12 protein-coding genes are annotated in these 15,401 nt (G+C 33.9%); 4 read left to right on the top strand and 8 right to left on the bottom strand.

The features are described from left to right. Positions 1-49: 49 nt before the first annotated feature. From rpmG to BP17_RS05935, 4 genes are all read right to left on the bottom strand, one after another. A complete protein-coding gene (gene rpmG / locus BP17_RS05950; protein ID WP_035052556.1) occupies positions 50-199 on the bottom strand; it encodes a 50S ribosomal protein L33 in 150 nt (49 codons plus the stop codon). A 157-nt stretch (positions 200-356) separates the two neighbouring features. After that, positions 357-869, bottom strand: a complete 513-nt coding sequence (locus BP17_RS05945) for an MltG/YceG/YrrL family protein (RefSeq protein WP_035052553.1) — start codon at positions 867-869, stop codon at positions 357-359. Positions 870-898: 29 nt separating this feature from the next. Continuing rightward, complete coding sequence (locus tag BP17_RS05940) at positions 899-1,246, bottom strand: hypothetical protein (RefSeq protein WP_035052550.1); 348 nt, start codon at positions 1,244-1,246, stop codon at positions 899-901. 332 nt (positions 1,247-1,578) lie between these two features. After that, positions 1,579-3,702 (bottom strand): peptidoglycan D,D-transpeptidase FtsI family protein, encoded by a 2,124-nt coding sequence (locus BP17_RS05935; RefSeq protein WP_035052548.1) that lies wholly within the window; start codon positions 3,700-3,702, stop codon positions 1,579-1,581. Between the two features lie 154 nt (positions 3,703-3,856). On the opposite strand from BP17_RS05935, the gene BP17_RS05930 reads away from it, so the two are divergent. Then, entirely contained in the window at positions 3,857-6,631 is a 2,775-nt protein-coding gene (locus tag BP17_RS05930) for a YfhO family protein (protein WP_035052545.1), read from the top strand. After that, a complete protein-coding gene (locus BP17_RS05925; protein ID WP_035052543.1) occupies positions 6,628-7,266 on the top strand; it encodes a pentapeptide repeat-containing protein in 639 nt (212 codons plus the stop codon). The genes BP17_RS05930 and BP17_RS05925 overlap by 4 nt, the downstream gene beginning before the upstream one ends. 291 nt (positions 7,267-7,557) lie before the next feature. Here the strand turns inward: BP17_RS05925 and BP17_RS05920 are convergent, their stop codons facing one another. Together BP17_RS05920 and BP17_RS05915 are read right to left on the bottom strand one after the other, a co-directional pair. Then, positions 7,558-8,097: a general stress protein gene (locus BP17_RS05920; RefSeq protein WP_232219639.1), complete on the bottom strand. Its 540-nt coding sequence runs from the start codon at positions 8,095-8,097 to the stop codon at positions 7,558-7,560. Positions 8,098-8,247: 150 nt separating this feature from the next. Beyond that, on the bottom strand, positions 8,248-8,856 hold the full coding sequence (locus tag BP17_RS05915) for a superoxide dismutase (protein ID WP_035052538.1): 609 nt from the start codon (positions 8,854-8,856) through the stop codon (positions 8,248-8,250). Between the two features lie 131 nt (positions 8,857-8,987). On the opposite strand from BP17_RS05915, the gene BP17_RS05910 reads away from it, so the two are divergent. Next, positions 8,988-9,863, top strand: coding sequence for a DUF1189 domain-containing protein (locus BP17_RS05910; protein WP_084676306.1), 876 nt, complete (start codon positions 8,988-8,990; stop codon positions 9,861-9,863). 66 nt (positions 9,864-9,929) lie between these two features. Here the strand turns inward: BP17_RS05910 and BP17_RS05905 are convergent, their stop codons facing one another. Both BP17_RS05905 and BP17_RS05900 read right to left on the bottom strand, forming a co-directional pair. After that, positions 9,930-11,279 (bottom strand): DEAD/DEAH box helicase, encoded by a 1,350-nt coding sequence (locus tag BP17_RS05905; RefSeq protein WP_035052533.1) that lies wholly within the window; start codon positions 11,277-11,279, stop codon positions 9,930-9,932. Positions 11,280-11,380: 101 nt separating this feature from the next. Beyond that, positions 11,381-13,396, bottom strand: coding sequence for a KUP/HAK/KT family potassium transporter (locus BP17_RS05900; RefSeq protein ID WP_035052530.1), 2,016 nt, complete (start codon positions 13,394-13,396; stop codon positions 11,381-11,383). A gap of 500 nt (positions 13,397-13,896) precedes the next feature. On the opposite strand from BP17_RS05900, the gene zwf reads away from it, so the two are divergent. Beyond that, a complete protein-coding gene (gene zwf / locus BP17_RS05895) occupies positions 13,897-15,399 on the top strand; it encodes a glucose-6-phosphate dehydrogenase (RefSeq protein ID WP_035052528.1) in 1,503 nt (500 codons plus the stop codon). The last annotated feature ends 2 nt before the right edge of the window (positions 15,400-15,401 follow it).

Here is a 15,401-nt window from a genome sequence, read left to right as displayed (position 1 = left end):
GTCTTTTCTATAGATAACTTATTTTTTGCGAATTAAAATAACAAAAATGTTATTTTGTTTCACGATGCAAAGTTACAACACGTTCGCGCGGGCAGTATTTTTTAAACTCAACACGGTCAGGGCTGTTACGTTTATTTTTCTTTGAGATGTAGTTACGTTCTTTACATTCTGTACATTGCAATGTGATGTTTACACGCATGATTTTCCCTCCAAGCATTAAACAATATTTATTTGAAGACATATTTCGTTATCTTCTGACTTAAATATCATATCACTTTTTGCATAAACATGCTAGTATTTTTTTAGAGGTTGTAAAGTTTTTTTACTTTACGCTCTAGTTTTGTTTCTTGGCTAGCCTAATTATTATCCATCAATACCTTAGCTAATTGCTCGTAATCCATATCGCTGGATACTTCATAAGAACCTGGACGAATGAGCGAAGCATAATCATTATCTTCTAGAAATCCATCAAAATCCAAGGCATCTTCGATCAGCCCTTGCTCTTTTAATTGTTGACTGGCAATACTACTTGGATCGCCATCATTAATAACGACGGTCACTTCTTTAACGCTAGGTTCCGAAGAATCTGATTCAGCGTCTTCTACTGGTTCACTCTGTGCTTCTTCATTAACAACTTCAGTTTCACTTGTGGCTGCTTCATTCTCTAAATTGGCAACCTCAGTTTCAGCAAGCAAATTTTCATACATTTCTTTATAAGATGCTTCCTCTTCGTTTAGTGTAGTTTCTTCGATTGAATTTTCTTCAGAAGCCGTAATTTGAACATCATAAAAGAAAAGTCGATATCCTGCTAGAACAATAGCAGAGACCAAAAATCCTAAAGCTAAGTAACGCAATGCGGGTTTATTCATTCTGTTAGTACTCCTTTATCAGGGATCAATTATTTTTTTACATACTCATCGATGACAACTTTTATCGTTGCTTCCGACAAACGCGTTTGCATCACGATATCTTCCAACGCAACACCTTGAGTATACAAGCTAATCACATGTTTCTTCAAAACATTATGAATTTTAGCTGAAGTGGGCGTTTCTTTTGTTTCAATGTTTAATTGTTCTTCTATAGTTGAAATACGTTTTTTCAAGCTATAAATATCTTGCATCAGCTGTAAAGATAATTCTTCAAATTCTTCTTTAATTTTTTCGCCATTATCTTTTCTGTAAAATGACCAGCCTATTAATGCAATTGCAATGACTAATAAGACAATCACTATTACCCATAAGTCCATCAAATTCACCTCTTCTTTCTATATCCTAAAATCTATTTTAACATACCTCTCTTTGAAAAAGTACTTTGTAAAATAAACTTAATAATACAAGATGAATTTTAATTTCTGTAAACAAAGACTGTATAATTTTTGGTATGGATAAACAAATTAATTAAACTACATATTTAAAAATATCTGTAAGATTGGGCTGCTTGTACATATATTGAAGCTACCCAGCAAACTCGTCTATTCTAGAAGAAATTTTAATTTGAAGCATCCACACCTTTTTACTAAGAACCTACACAAAAAAAGATTCTGCCTGATAGATGGCAAAATCTTTCCTCGAGTGTTTCTTATTCTTCTGTTGTAGCTTCATTTTCTTCAGCGATTTCATCTGAAAGATTCGCATAATCTCCCACTTGGAAATAAGCGTCAAGAACCTTACGACCTATGATGGTATTTTCATGGTTACTATTAGTATTTGGCAAGTAAGGAATAATCACAAATACCGCAATTTCCGGATTTTCAAAAGGTGCATACCCTATAAAAGTTCGATTGGTTACACTTTCTCCTTTACTGCTTTCGTTTTCCCCATCATAAAAAGCTTCAGCCGTTCCTGTTTTACCAGCAACTGTGTATTCAGTCCCTCCAAAGTAACTTGTAGCCGAACCGTTAGCTCCATTCGTTACTTCGTACATCCCTTGTTGGACACGGCCTATTTCTTCTTCTCCAACGTCAATGATATTCAGCACATCCGATTCCATTTGCGTTTGGATAGCACCTAAATTTCCTTCAGCATTAGTTTCTCGAATCTCATCAACTAAACGAGGTGCGATTCGTTTTCCGCCATTTGCAATCGTAGACACGTATTGTAACATTTGAATAGGTGTGTAGGTATCATATTGACCAAATGCAAAAGTCAATGCTAACCCAGGATTATCAGCTGTTCCGATAAAACCAGAACCTTCACCTGGTAAATCGATCCCGGTTTTTATACCTAATCCAAATTGAGCATAGTAGCTTCTTAATTTTTTAATTACATTTTTGTAATCAATATTTAGTGCCATGTTTTGATAGTAATCGTATTCTCCGCCCATTCGCATGGCAAGTTTTGCCATATAGACATTTGAAGAACGTTCTAATGCGGTAATATCATTTACTGAAACACTGCCTGACCTGTTGAACACAGAGCTGATTTTTTGACCGGCAAGAGTTAGTGGTTCATCGACTAGCGTGTTATCTGCCAACGTGATAGCCCCATCCATATACCCTGCCAACACCGTTGCTGGTTTAACAACGGAACCCATTTGGTAGGTGTTATTGATAATACCTAATGTATCATCTTCAATTTCTCCAGTTTTAAAATTTCTCTTTTGACCTGTCATCGCTAGAATTTCACCATTGTTCGGGTCAGCTGCGACAACATATACCCTGTCATTTAATCCTTCGCTTTTATTGGCTAAGGATTCCTTCGCAATATCTTGAACGATTGTTTGAAAATCCATATCGATCGTCAAAACCAGATTATCGCCTTTTTCACCGGCATAACTTTGGATCGTATTGACAATATCGCCATTTTGATTTGTTTCGGTTTCTGATTTTGATTTTGAACCATTCAAAACTTGTTCATATTTCAATTCTAAATAATCTTTCCCTACTCTGTCATTTCGGGCATAGCCTTGTGCTAAATAAGTGGCTGCTTTGTTTTCCGGCAGTCCTTCAGACTCACTTGTGACGTTACCTAAAATACTTTTCAACATATCTCCTTCTGGATAAGTTCTGACCCAGTCTGTCCCAGTATCGATTCCTGGGAGCTGTAAAAGATTTTCACTTACTTTCGCGATTTCATCATTGGTCACATCTTCACCTTTGATATTGATCGTTGATAACGCATAAGCACCATTCATTCGTTTATAGATAGCTGCTGCTTCTTGTTCTTCTTCTTCGAACTGGATATCTTCTTCAGTCACGCTGTCGACTTGAACCTGGTAAATTTCTGATCCATCTAATGACTCTTTTTGTTCGTCACTTATCCGTTTATTAACAGCAGCTTCATTCAGAGCAATCCAAAAATCTTTTAAGTCTCTTTCAGATAGATCAAAATCAGTCTCTTGTTCAAATTCAGTAATATTCGGCATCTCGATATACTTTGCTAAATTTAAAGCAATAGTTGCCATATCTTTACTAGAAACCCCTGTCCCTCTTGTGTACGTGATTGCTTGAAGTGCATCATTACCAACTAATTTTCGTTGCTGACTATCGTAAATTTCGCCTCGAGGAACCGTTCCGGTTGCTAAAGTCGTTTCTGTCCGTTGAACTTCTATTTCGAACTCTTCCCCTTGGACAATTTGTAGGTAGCCTAATCTAAGGATCAGCATAGCAAATAGTAGGAAGACCGTAAAGAATAGAAAATTCAATCGAAAAGGAATATGGGATTTTTTCTTCTTACTATTATATTTTTTTTTATTTGTTTTCAAATACGGCACCATCCTGTTCAAATTCATTCGTTTCATTGTATCAAATTTAATTTAAATTAACCACTGATTAAAGAAAAAATTAATCATTTCACCCCATTCTATGCTATTCTAATAATTGTAAGAATTACAATTTTGTTAATGGAGTTGAACCCCTATGCAAAAAAGAATGCAGACCTTTACCCAAAAACAATGGCCCTTATTGTTAGCTTTTTTCGTCCCATTCCTTACTTTATTGACTATTTATATTTTCCAAGGTGTCTATCCCTTCGGGAATGATTCACTTTTAACCGTTGACCTAGGCCAACAATACATTGATTTTTTTTCGTATTATAGACAAACTTTTTTTGAAAACCCCAGTACGTTTTTTTATTCTTTTTCTAAAGCGATAGGCGGGGATATGGTGGGATTATGGGCCTATTATCTGACTAGCCCTTTTAATCTATTGTTTTTATTATTTCCACATACTCAAATCACTCTAGCTGTAACTTGTTTAACGATATTGAAAATTAGTTTAGCAGGACTCAGTTTTGGTTACTTATTAAAAAAAGCTTTCGATGGAACAGGTTTTATCTTAGCTGCTTTTTCCATAAGTTATGCTTTAATGGGCTATACGATCGTCAATCAATTAAATATTATGTGGCTGGATGGACTCATTTTTCTACCGCTTATCATCTTAGGTCTTGAACGGTTAATTGACAAAAAAGCTGGATTTCTCTACTCCGTTTTCTTGGGTATTATGCTATTTGCAAATTATTACATTGCCTATATGATTTGTTTATTTTTAATTTGTTACTTTATTTTTCGCTTAGTCAGCGTCTCTTATCCAGATGGGACCCAATGGAGAATAAAATTAAACGAAACACTTACCTCAATTGGTTTATTCATCTGGCATTCTTTACTAGGAGCCGGATTAGCCGGCATTTTATTGCTGCCAACTTTTTATTCACTGATGGAAAGTAAAGCTAGTTATATGAAATTCGAATTTGATTGGGAATTAGCTTATCCCTTCCCAGAAATGTTATCAAAATTCTTTATTGGTGCTTTTAATTTTGATCAAATGCCTTCAGGTTACCCCAACTTATTTATTGGCAGTTTGGCACTTGTTTCTTTCTTATGTTATTTTTTCAACCAATCTTTTTCAAAGAGAGAACGATTGGCAGCCTTAGCTGTTATGATTCTTTTTATTACTTCACTTAATTTAGAAGCCTTCAACAAAATCTGGCACGCTATGCAGTACCCAATTTGGTATCCATATCGCTTTTCCTTTGTAATATGTTTCTTTATGTTAGTAAACGGTTTTCGCAGTTTCATGCATTACGAAGGTATGAGACCTATCAGTACTTTTGTCAGTATGGTCTTGACCGCTCTTGTTAGTTTCTATGTTTACAACGGTGACTTTGATTTTATTTATACAGAACAAATTATTTTGACAGTCTTATTCACCTTTTTGGTTATCTTTTTACTCATCATCAAACCACAAAGATATCCTTGGTTACCTGCTGCATTTTTTATTCTGACTATGATAGAAATGGGTTTAAATGCTCAAATTGATTTATCACGTTTAAGCTACGTCGACCAAGACAGCTTTACCGTTTACCAAACAGAACTAGACGACCATGTTGATGCTCTTCAAGACATGGATGATAGCTTTTACCGCGTTGAAAAAACTTTTTTACGCACAAAAAATGATAGCTTCCAAGCTGATTACGCAAGTGTCACTCATTTTAGTTCAACATTTGAACGCACTATACCAGCTCTTTTCGGCAGTCTTGGCTTTCCGGTAGGTGATGGTTTTCTAGCTTATTCTAATGGAACGTTATTAACAGATGCCTTATTCAATATTCGATACTATATGAGCGAAAAAGACCCTTTATATATTATGGAAAATGACGATTCTCAAGTGATTAATAATGGCCAATTTAACCAAGCATTTGATCGTACTAATCAGTCTTCTTCGTTGATGGATTCACTATTGACCCCATCTGTTTCAGACGAAAAAAAAGCATCATTTGAATTGAGTATTATGCAGACTAAACCTGACTTGCGGTCTTATGAAAAAATTGGTGAAACTGACAGAGCATTTATTTATGAAAACCAACAAGCCTTAGCCTTTGCTTTTGGCAGTTCGAGCGCTATCTTAGCTGTTTCTTTACTAGAAGATCAGCCTATTCAATTGCAAGAAAACATCTTACAAGCTTTAACCGATAATCAACTCGCAGATGAATTTTTTATCTCGTCTGATTTTGACAGTACTGTTTATCAAAATGTGACCCTATCTGATGAGATCAATGGAATAACTTATCGAAAACAAGTTTTGAATAACGATGCTTCAATCAGTTTTCAATTTACACCGGAAACAAATGATTCATTCTATTTAACCCTTAGCCCAAATATCAAAGATGAAGATGTTGAGTTATTTTTAAATGGTGAACCTTTTACACAGTATCAAACCTATCGTGATCAGCTGATTTTAAATCTTGCCAGTCAAAATAAAGGAGATACGATCACTTTTAAAATTGGCTTAAAAGAATCATCTATTCGTTTAAAAGATTTCCAACTCTATCGTCTAGATTCAACTGCATTTGACCAAGCGATTCAATCGTTAAAAACTGGTGGTATGATCATTGAAGAATACGACAGCACCTCATTTAAAGGCACCGTAGATATTCAAAAAGGACAAGATCTCTTAATGACTACTATTCCTTATAGCGAAGGATGGACAGTCAAAATTGATGGTGTGCCGGTACAAACAAAGCAAGCCTTAGAAAGTCTATTAGTTGTTCCAATCGATGAAGGAAAACATATCATCGAATTTGACTATACCGCACCCTTATTTATCAAAGGAATGATTTTAACAGGTCTTTCAGCATTATTGCTATTCTTAACAACTCTTTTCTTTAAAAAAAATAGTAAAGGTGGACGGCTATGAATGCGTCAATAAAAATTGCTCAGCCCAGAATACCTAGTCGATTAACAACAGGTAATTTTGATGAAATTGATCATGAATCTTATTATACGAATTGTCAATTCAAGGACTGTACCCTCTCCAATATGCGATTAGAAAGTATTTGTTTTCAACATGTTTCTTTTGTTAATGTTACATTTGACCAGTGCCAATTTACTCGTTTTGAATGTTTAGATGTTACTTTTGAAGGATGCAACATTAGTAATAACGAGTGGATTGGAGGGACTTTCCATCGCATCTCTTTTAAAGATACAAAATTTTTAGGAACCAACTTTGCTGAGGCTTCAATTGTTGACGCACACTTTGATCATTGCATTGGAAACTATAGTTCTTTCAATTATGCTTCAATAAAACAAGTTCGTTTTCAAGATTGTTCCCTTATTGAAAGTGAATTATTTGAAGTGAATTGGAAAAAACTAGACTTTGTAACCTGTCAATTGGATCGAATGTCCATTATGCAAACGAACCTTAATGGTTTAGATTTAAGTGATTCTGATTTTGAAGATCTAGCAGTATCCATCGACTTAATAAAAGGATGCAAATTAAACGCCACTCAAGCATTAATTATTGCAAATAGGTTAGGTATTCTCATTGTATAACGCAGATTTATTTGGTCATAAACATAGTATGGATATTTCAAAATAAAATTTCTTCATAAAATTACTAACTAACACACGTCTTATAAACCTGATACTATTCTCTTAAAGAAGAATAGTGTTAGGTTTATTTTTTATGTGAAACGGAGTTACATTAGATGTTGTCCCCATTTAAGTTTCTTTTTAGCTGCGCTAAGATAAACAATCTGATTCAAAAATAAGCACAGCAAAAATAAACTCCCACTTGTGTCACTAATTACTCTGGGTGGGAATCTATTTTTTTGGTATGTCATATTAACGCCTAGTTGCATTTCTATCTGAATCTGGATCTATCCAAGGCTGATTAGTGGATGTGCCATTAAACCTCGGAATGCTGATATCACTATTCGCTGAACCAGAATCAATAAAATCAGATTGCTGATTAAACTCTCTATTTCCTTCAACATCTGTAATTGGTTGGCCTAATCGTTTTTTTGGGTACCAATAAGCATGGTCGGTAGTCTCACCTAGCAGTAAAACATAGTTTAGTTCAGCCATAGCCTGATTATACTGGTCTCTTTCCTCTATTTTGGTCAATCCGTATTTTTCTAAAGAGAAAATATCATCAGAAGCCGTATGGCGAATTACCCAAATTATTTTTTCTAACAGAATTGAATCATTTTTATAAAGTGAAACAATGATTTTAAATTCACGCAGAATGGTTTCTTTATCTTTATTTGTAACAATTGTTATCTGATCGACCATTTGACCGTCTTTTAACAACTGTGCAACTTTTTCTACAAGTGTTTCTATAGATTGATAGACACCTTCAAATCGTTTATCCAACTTAACCACTCCTAACTTGATTAACATACTTATACTCTACAAGCTAATTTTACCATAAAAGAAATCGTTTACAAAATATAGCGATGTACTATTTTTTTAATTTAAAGGACAAAAAAAGCAACCCTAAAAATAGGATTGCTTTTTTTATTACTAGTAAGATTATTTAGCTGATTCGTAACGTTTTGCTACTTCTGCCCAGTTAACAATATTCCATATTGCTTTTAAATAAGCTGGACGTTTGTTTTGGTAGTTTAAGTAGTAAGCATGTTCCCAGACATCTACTCCAAAAATCGGTGTTTTTCCGTCAGTTAATGGAGAATCTTGGTTAGCTGTTGAAGTTACTTCTAATTTACCATTATTAAGAACTAACCAAGCCCAACCTGAACCAAATTGGCCAGCTCCTGCTGTTTCAATTGCTTCTTTAAATTTATCTAAGCTACCAAAAGTAGCATTGATATCTTCTTTTAAAGCGCCAGTTGGTTCTGCTTCGCCATTTGGTGAAAGAATTTCCCAGAAAAAGCTGTGGTTAGCGTGTCCGCCACCATTGTTACGGATAGCTGCACGAATTTCTTCAGGAACTGTATTTAGATCCGTTACCAATTCTTCAATTGATTTTTTAGCTAACTCTGGATATTTTTCAAGAGCAGCATTTGTTTTTTCAACGTATGTTGCATGATGTTTGTCATGATGTAATTCCATAGTTGCTTGATCGATATGTGGTTCTAATGCATCATAAGCATATGGTAATTTTGGTAATTCGTATGTCATAATTAATTCCTCCATTTAACTTTTTTAAGTTCTAGATAATAAATGTAACACCATTTAATAAAAAATACAAAGTATTCGGCTATCTTTATTTATAAAAAATAACCTATTTTTTTTAATATCTAACTTAACCTATTGAGTTTATTAAATTTAACCGCTACAATAAAATAAACTCATTTCTATTTAACTATTTATTTCAAGAATTTTTTATCAAGTCAGGAGAGATCATTATCAACATAATCCATCTATTTAAAGACTCATTACTCCACCCAGAAAACCTCGTTCGAGCAATCAATTTGAAAAAAGGTAAAGTATTCCTTTATTTTTTATTTATTGCTTTTATTGCTGCCATCCCACTTTGGATCCAAAGCAGCCAGACAATAGATGATTTTAGTCGAGATGGACAAATAATCGCAGAAAGCATCCCGGCCTTTCAAATAGAAAATGATCAGATTGTTACAAATGAACCTGTAGATAGCTATATCTATCAAACTGACTCTATTATTTTCACATTTGATCCTAATGGGGAAAGAACCATTGAGGATGTAGAGCGAGACTTGATTGGGAACTTAATAGGCATTGCTTTTTTAGAAGACGGCCTTTATTTTAGTCTTCCCAATTATCCTATCCAATTTCCATATGCTCAATTAAATGGCTTAACAAGTGATTCTTTTATCGATCTTATCCTAAGTGTTGAATCATTTGGTGGGGTTTTGCAGACTCTCACTTTTATCTTACTTTTGTTGATTGCTCTTCTTCTCACCTTTATATATACTGTCTTGTCTACTTTATTTGCGAACATTATTTCAATAATATTTGGGAAACAGTTGAAATTCCGCGAAAGCTTCAAAATTGTTTTATTCGCCTCTACTTTGCCAACTTTATTTATTGCTTTCTTAAATAGCTTTGGTCTGATTCCTTCTTTTCAAATGGAAATCAAAATAGCACTGACACTGTTCATCTATTATCTAGCTATTCGAACTATTCCTAAACCTAAGAAGCAATCTTAAAAAAAACAAAATAAAAAAGAGTTGGGAAATTTTCCAACTCTTTTTTCATACTAATTTTTTAATTAATTATTTTTTCTTGTTTGCTTTTTTTATCACATTAGCTTGACTACGACGTTCAACTCGACGTTGTTTCAAACCACTTTCTTTAATAGCACGTGACATTTTTTTCTTATAACCTGGTTTAACTTTTTTCTTAGTTTTATTAATCATACTTTTTAATTTAGGATCAATTTTATCAGTAGCACTATTTTCACGAGTCGTACGGCGTTTACGGTCATACGTATCGACTATTTCACCCTTTTGAATCGATTTTGGTTCAAAAGTAATGCCTAATTTTTCAATATCGACAATTAGACTTTCATCGCTTGGAGCGTAAAGAGTGATAGCTGTTCCTTTAAGATTGTTTCTTCCTGTTCTACCGACACGGTGAATAAAGAAACTAAGGTCTCTTGGGATTTCAGCATTAATTACATGTGATACACCTTCAATATCGATACCGCGTGCAGCTAGATCAGTTGCAACAACAAATTGATATTCAAGATTTTGGACTTGTTTCATCACACGTTTTCTTTCACGTGGTGGGATATCTCCGTGAATCTTAGCAACTTTTATTCCTCTAGATTTAAGACCATCAGCTAATTCATCAACCTTAGTTTTCGTGTTCGCAAAAATCATCACTAAATAAGGTTGGCCAATTGTTAATAGTTCATAAATGACATCAATTCGATCTTTCCCTTTTGTAGAAATAAGCCAATTTTCAATCGTTGAAGAAATAATTTCTTTAGGTTGAATGTGTTCAAATAATGGATTAGACATATACTTTTTCAAAAATGGTTGTAATTTGATAGGTATAGTAGCTGAAAAAACTAACATTTGTAATTTTTCAGGTAATTTACTTGCAATTTGATCAACATCTGTTAAAAATCCCATATCCAAAGTCATATCAGCTTCATCAATAACCAATACTGGAGCTGTATAAATCAATAAAGATTTTTCAGAGACCAAATCTAAAATTCTACCTGGCGTTCCAATAACAATATGCGGTTGTGTTCCTACTAATTTAGCCATTTGTCTTTTTTTATCTGTTCCACCTACAAAATTTTGTACAATGATCTTAGTAGGAGCTTTTTCAACGAGTTGTAACGCTGCTTGATAAATTTGTTCTGCTAATTCTCTACTTGGTGTAGTAATCACCACTTGCACTTCATTACGTGATGGATCAATTTTATTTATTAATGGAAGTAAAAATGTATGAGTCTTTCCTGAACCCGTTTGTGATTGACCAATAACACTCTTTCCGTTTTGGATAGCCGGTATAAGTTTTTGTTGTACTTCAGTTGGTTGTGTAAAACCAATTTCATTTATTGCGTCAATTAAAAAAGGTTGTAACCCAAACTTTTCAAAGGTATGTTCCATTTTATCGCCTCATTTCTCTTGATACTCTTTTGCATCTTTTGTATTATACCACAAAATAGAGGGATTCGTTACTTAAATATATTTCCCCCCTTTGTTTGATTTCATACTTTTTTTGTAGCTACTCGCTTCAAGTTTGTTTTCTTACGACTTCCAAGCAGTAAAGGAACATGTTCAATTTTCACATCTGTATATTCAAGACCAAACCATTTTATTGGTGAAACAGATACTTTTTTAATTGCTAATTTTACAGACATAATAAAACGACTCATTTTGGAAAGTTCAGAATCTACTGATAGTTCTTCACGAACTAAAACAAAGCAAAAATCACCAATGTTTTGATTAAATTTATTTGTGGACCATTTTTGAGGTTGTTTTTTTATGGCTCCTTCTTTCATCAAATCTATGACGATTTGCCTTAAATAGGTACTCACTTGTTGAGGAACTCTAAAACCAAGACGCAATTGTATCTTAACAATATAGTCCGTACCAAAAGTATCTACAGTATACTCCATTGTTCTTGGTTCATCTGTTACCAGAATATTAACAAACCAATAAACTTCCGCCCGCTTTGGTTGTTTATCAAAGATTGAGTAAATAATTTCATTATCAACCATACCAGAGGTTTCTTTGCTAGTTAGATAGACTAAGTTAGTAGCATATTGTGGAATAGATGTTTCAGCCTTGATATTTTTCAAATGATCTTTATAGTCTTCAATGCTCACTTCTCTGACAAAATCTCGTTCTATGTTACTTGCTTTATACCATACAACCATCACAATCATAATAGTTGCTGCAATAATAATCGTTACAAATCCCCCATGGAAAAATTTTGAAATACTAGAAATAAAGAATGTGATCTCTAATAAACCAAAGAATATGATCATCATCCCTGCTATCACTTTTGGAACTTTTTTTATAATCAAGTAGTTGAATAAAAGAATGGTCGTCATTAACATCGTAATGGTAATGGCTAGTCCATATGCTGATTCCATATGCTCAGAATTTTTAAAATACAGTACAACTCCTAGACAGGATATCCATAAAATAGTATTTACAACTGGAATATACAATTGACCTTTAGAAGTTGAAGGATAAATAGTTTTCAATCGTGGCAATAGCTTTAATTTGATAGCTTCAGATACTAGTGTATATGAACCTGATATTAAAGCTTGCGAAGCAATTATAGCGGCTAAAGTAGCGGCTACTACTCCTATCATTCGGAATTGATCTGGCATCATTTCAAAAAATGGATTAAAGCCAGATATAACTTGTAGTTCCTCATTATCTTTCACTTTTAAAAGCCATGCCCCTTGTCCTAGATAGCTTAGCAATAAACAAATTTTAACGTATGGCCACGTTAAATAAATATTTTTACGGCCAACATGACCTAAATCGGAATACAAAGCTTCCGCTCCGGTAGTTGCCAAGAAAACACTCCCCAATATTAAGAAGCCAGCTTTATTAGTTTCACTAAACAAAAATTGAATGCCATATATTGGCGATAATGAATGAAAAATATCAAAATTGCCCCATACATTCACTAGACCTATTGATCCAATCATTAAAAACCAAAGAAACATTAGCGGACCAAAAAATTTCCCGATAACTTCTGTTCCAAATCTTTGAATCAAAAATAAAAAAGTAATAATGATAAGTGTGATAAAGATAACCGTATCTTGACCGGTTCCAAAAAAAGAAACATAGGCAGGAATGGTTCTCAAACCTTCAACTGCAGTTGTAACTGTGACCGCGGGAGTTAAGATCCCATCTGCTAAAAGAGCTGCTCCTCCGATCATTGCAGGAATAATAAGCCAACCCGCTTTTTTCCTAATCAAGGCATAAAGCGAAAAAATGCCTCCTTCTCCGTGATTGTCTGCTCTTAAAGCAATCAGTACGTACTTAATGGTCGTCAACAACGTCAGCGTCCAAATTACCAAAGAAAGAGCTCCATAAATAAATTCATTTGTAACGGAAGCTAATCCTCCGTTTCCCTCTATTAAAGCCTTCATTACATAGAGTGGAGAAGTCCCGATATCTCCGTAAACAACACCTAGTGTTACTAACAATCCAGCAACCGAAATACTTTTTTTTTGTTTTTGTGTTAACTTGTTTTCCAATTAGATATTCCTCCCATTTCACCTATTTACACCCTATGAAACGCAAAAAAAAAGCAAGACCTATGCATAATTTTACACATTACACATAGGTCTTGCTTTTTAAGTTTAAACCAGTGTTTGATTAACACTTATTAGTTGATTTAAACACATAAAAATATGTTAGCTACTCCCCTATTTTAAAGGCTGATTTATTTTTTTCATTTGATGAACATATTTTATTATAAGAATTTAAAAACATTTGTCAATAACTATTTTTAATAAGATACATCAGCCTATTAATTGCAACGGTCAAGGTTGTTATTGAAAGAATCCAAGCTAGATGATAGGTATATTTAAGGTTCCATTGTATACTGTAATTCAAGCAAATTAGAAAAAAGAATTTAAGTCTCTTACTTTCTAATAGAAAGAATTAATGAATGATTGATTCTAAAAGCAGAAACCAGTACAATAGTTTTAGAAAAGATGAACATCTGTGTTCTAGAAGAGGGGTATCAAAATAGATGATAACTGAACAAAATGTTTTATTTACAATCTTTGGTGGAACTGGAGATTTAGCGAAGAGGAAATTGTATCCATCTCTTTATCGCTTATATAAAAAAGGACTTTTAAAAGAACAATTTGCTGTAATTGGAACCGCTAGAAGAGAATGGACCGACAATCATTATCGTGAAATAGTAATTGAAACAATCAAAGATTTGGCCGTTTCAGAAGAGCATGCTATCGAATTTGCTAGTCATTTTTACTATCAATCACACAATGTGAATGATTCAGAACACTATATTAGTTTAAAGAATCTTGCTGAAAAATTGGATGCCCGCTATAATATAAATGGGAATCGTTTGCATTATTTAGCCATGTCTCCTGATTTTTTTGGCACGATCACTCAACAATTGAAGCAACAAGGATTGGTATCAAAAACTGGGTTTAACCGTTTAATCATCGAGAAACCTTTTGGTCATGACTTTGAAAGTGCTACTATCTTAAATGAGCAAATTCGAGAAGTATTTGATGAAGACCAAATTTTCCGAATTGATCATTACCTTGGAAAAGAAATGGTACAAAATATTTCTACTGTACGTTTTGCCAATAATATGATTGAATCGATGTGGAATAACCGCTACATTGATAATATTCAAATTACGTTAAGTGAAGCCCTTGGAGTAGAAGAACGTGGCGGTTACTATGATAAAAGTGGTGCTTTAAGGGATATGGTGCAAAATCATATTTTACAAGTTGTGTCTCTTTTAGCAATGGAGCCTCCTGCAAAACTAACAGATATAGACATTCGCAATGAAAAAATAAAAGCTTTACGCGCTGTTCGGATTTTCAACCCTGAAGAAGTGAAAGAAAATTTTGTTCGTGCTCAATATGATGTTGGCTCTAACAATGATGTTTCATTGAACAAGTATCAAAATGAACTGAATGTTGCAGAAGACTCACAAACAGAAACGTTTGTAGCAGGAAAAGTTTTAATTGACACATTCCGTTGGAAAGGTGTTCCTTTTTATATTCGTACTGGTAAACGGATGGCCGAGAAAGGGACACAAATCAATGTTGTCTTTAAGAATGTTCCGTTGAATTTATTCAGTGAGGATGTTGAAGAAAAACTTCCTTCAAATGTACTGACTATTTTTATTCAGCCAACTGAAGGTATTTCTCTTCAAATCAATACAAAGAAAACAGGAATCGGTTTAGAAACAGAAACATTTGATCTTAAACACCAGCATTCAGCTGAAACGCTCGCAAATAGTCCAGAGGCCTATGAAAAACTAATCTTTGACTGTTTGAATGGAGATGCAACAAACTTTACCCATTGGGATGAAGTAGCTTCTTCTTGGAAATTCGTTGATGCTATCCGCAAGGAATGGGATCAAGATAAAACGAGTCCTCCTAGTTATCCAAGTGGTTCTATGGGACCAACGGAAAGTGATGATTTATTGGCTAAAGATGGTTTTTACTGGCATTGGAATCCAACTACTACTGATGAAAAAAGGGTAAAATAAAA

Source organism: Carnobacterium pleistocenium FTR1 (assembly GCF_000744285.1).
Taxonomy (GTDB): Bacteria; Bacillota; Bacilli; order Lactobacillales; family Carnobacteriaceae; genus Carnobacterium_B; species Carnobacterium_B pleistocenium.
Note: the sequence above shows the minus strand (reverse complement) of the source record. Positions and strands in the feature narration are given on the sequence as shown.

What these genes read in the sequence shown, in the direction of transcription:
- rpmG (WP_035052556.1), bottom strand. Translation starts at nt 199, where the DNA reads ATGCGTGTAAACATCACATTGCAATGTACAGAATGTAAAGAACGTAAC.
- BP17_RS05945 (WP_035052553.1), bottom strand. Translation starts at nt 869, where the DNA reads ATGAATAAACCCGCATTGCGTTACTTAGCTTTAGGATTTTTGGTCTCT.
- BP17_RS05940 (WP_035052550.1), bottom strand. Translation starts at nt 1,246, where the DNA reads ATGGACTTATGGGTAATAGTGATTGTCTTATTAGTCATTGCAATTGCA.
- BP17_RS05930 (WP_035052545.1), top strand. Translation starts at nt 3,857, where the DNA reads ATGCAAAAAAGAATGCAGACCTTTACCCAAAAACAATGGCCCTTATTG.
- BP17_RS05925 (WP_035052543.1), top strand. Translation starts at nt 6,628, where the DNA reads ATGAATGCGTCAATAAAAATTGCTCAGCCCAGAATACCTAGTCGATTA.
- BP17_RS05915 (WP_035052538.1), bottom strand. Translation starts at nt 8,856, where the DNA reads ATGACATACGAATTACCAAAATTACCATATGCTTATGATGCATTAGAA.
- BP17_RS05905 (WP_035052533.1), bottom strand. Translation starts at nt 11,279, where the DNA reads ATGGAACATACCTTTGAAAAGTTTGGGTTACAACCTTTTTTAATTGAC.
- zwf (WP_035052528.1), top strand. Translation starts at nt 13,897, where the DNA reads ATGATAACTGAACAAAATGTTTTATTTACAATCTTTGGTGGAACTGGA.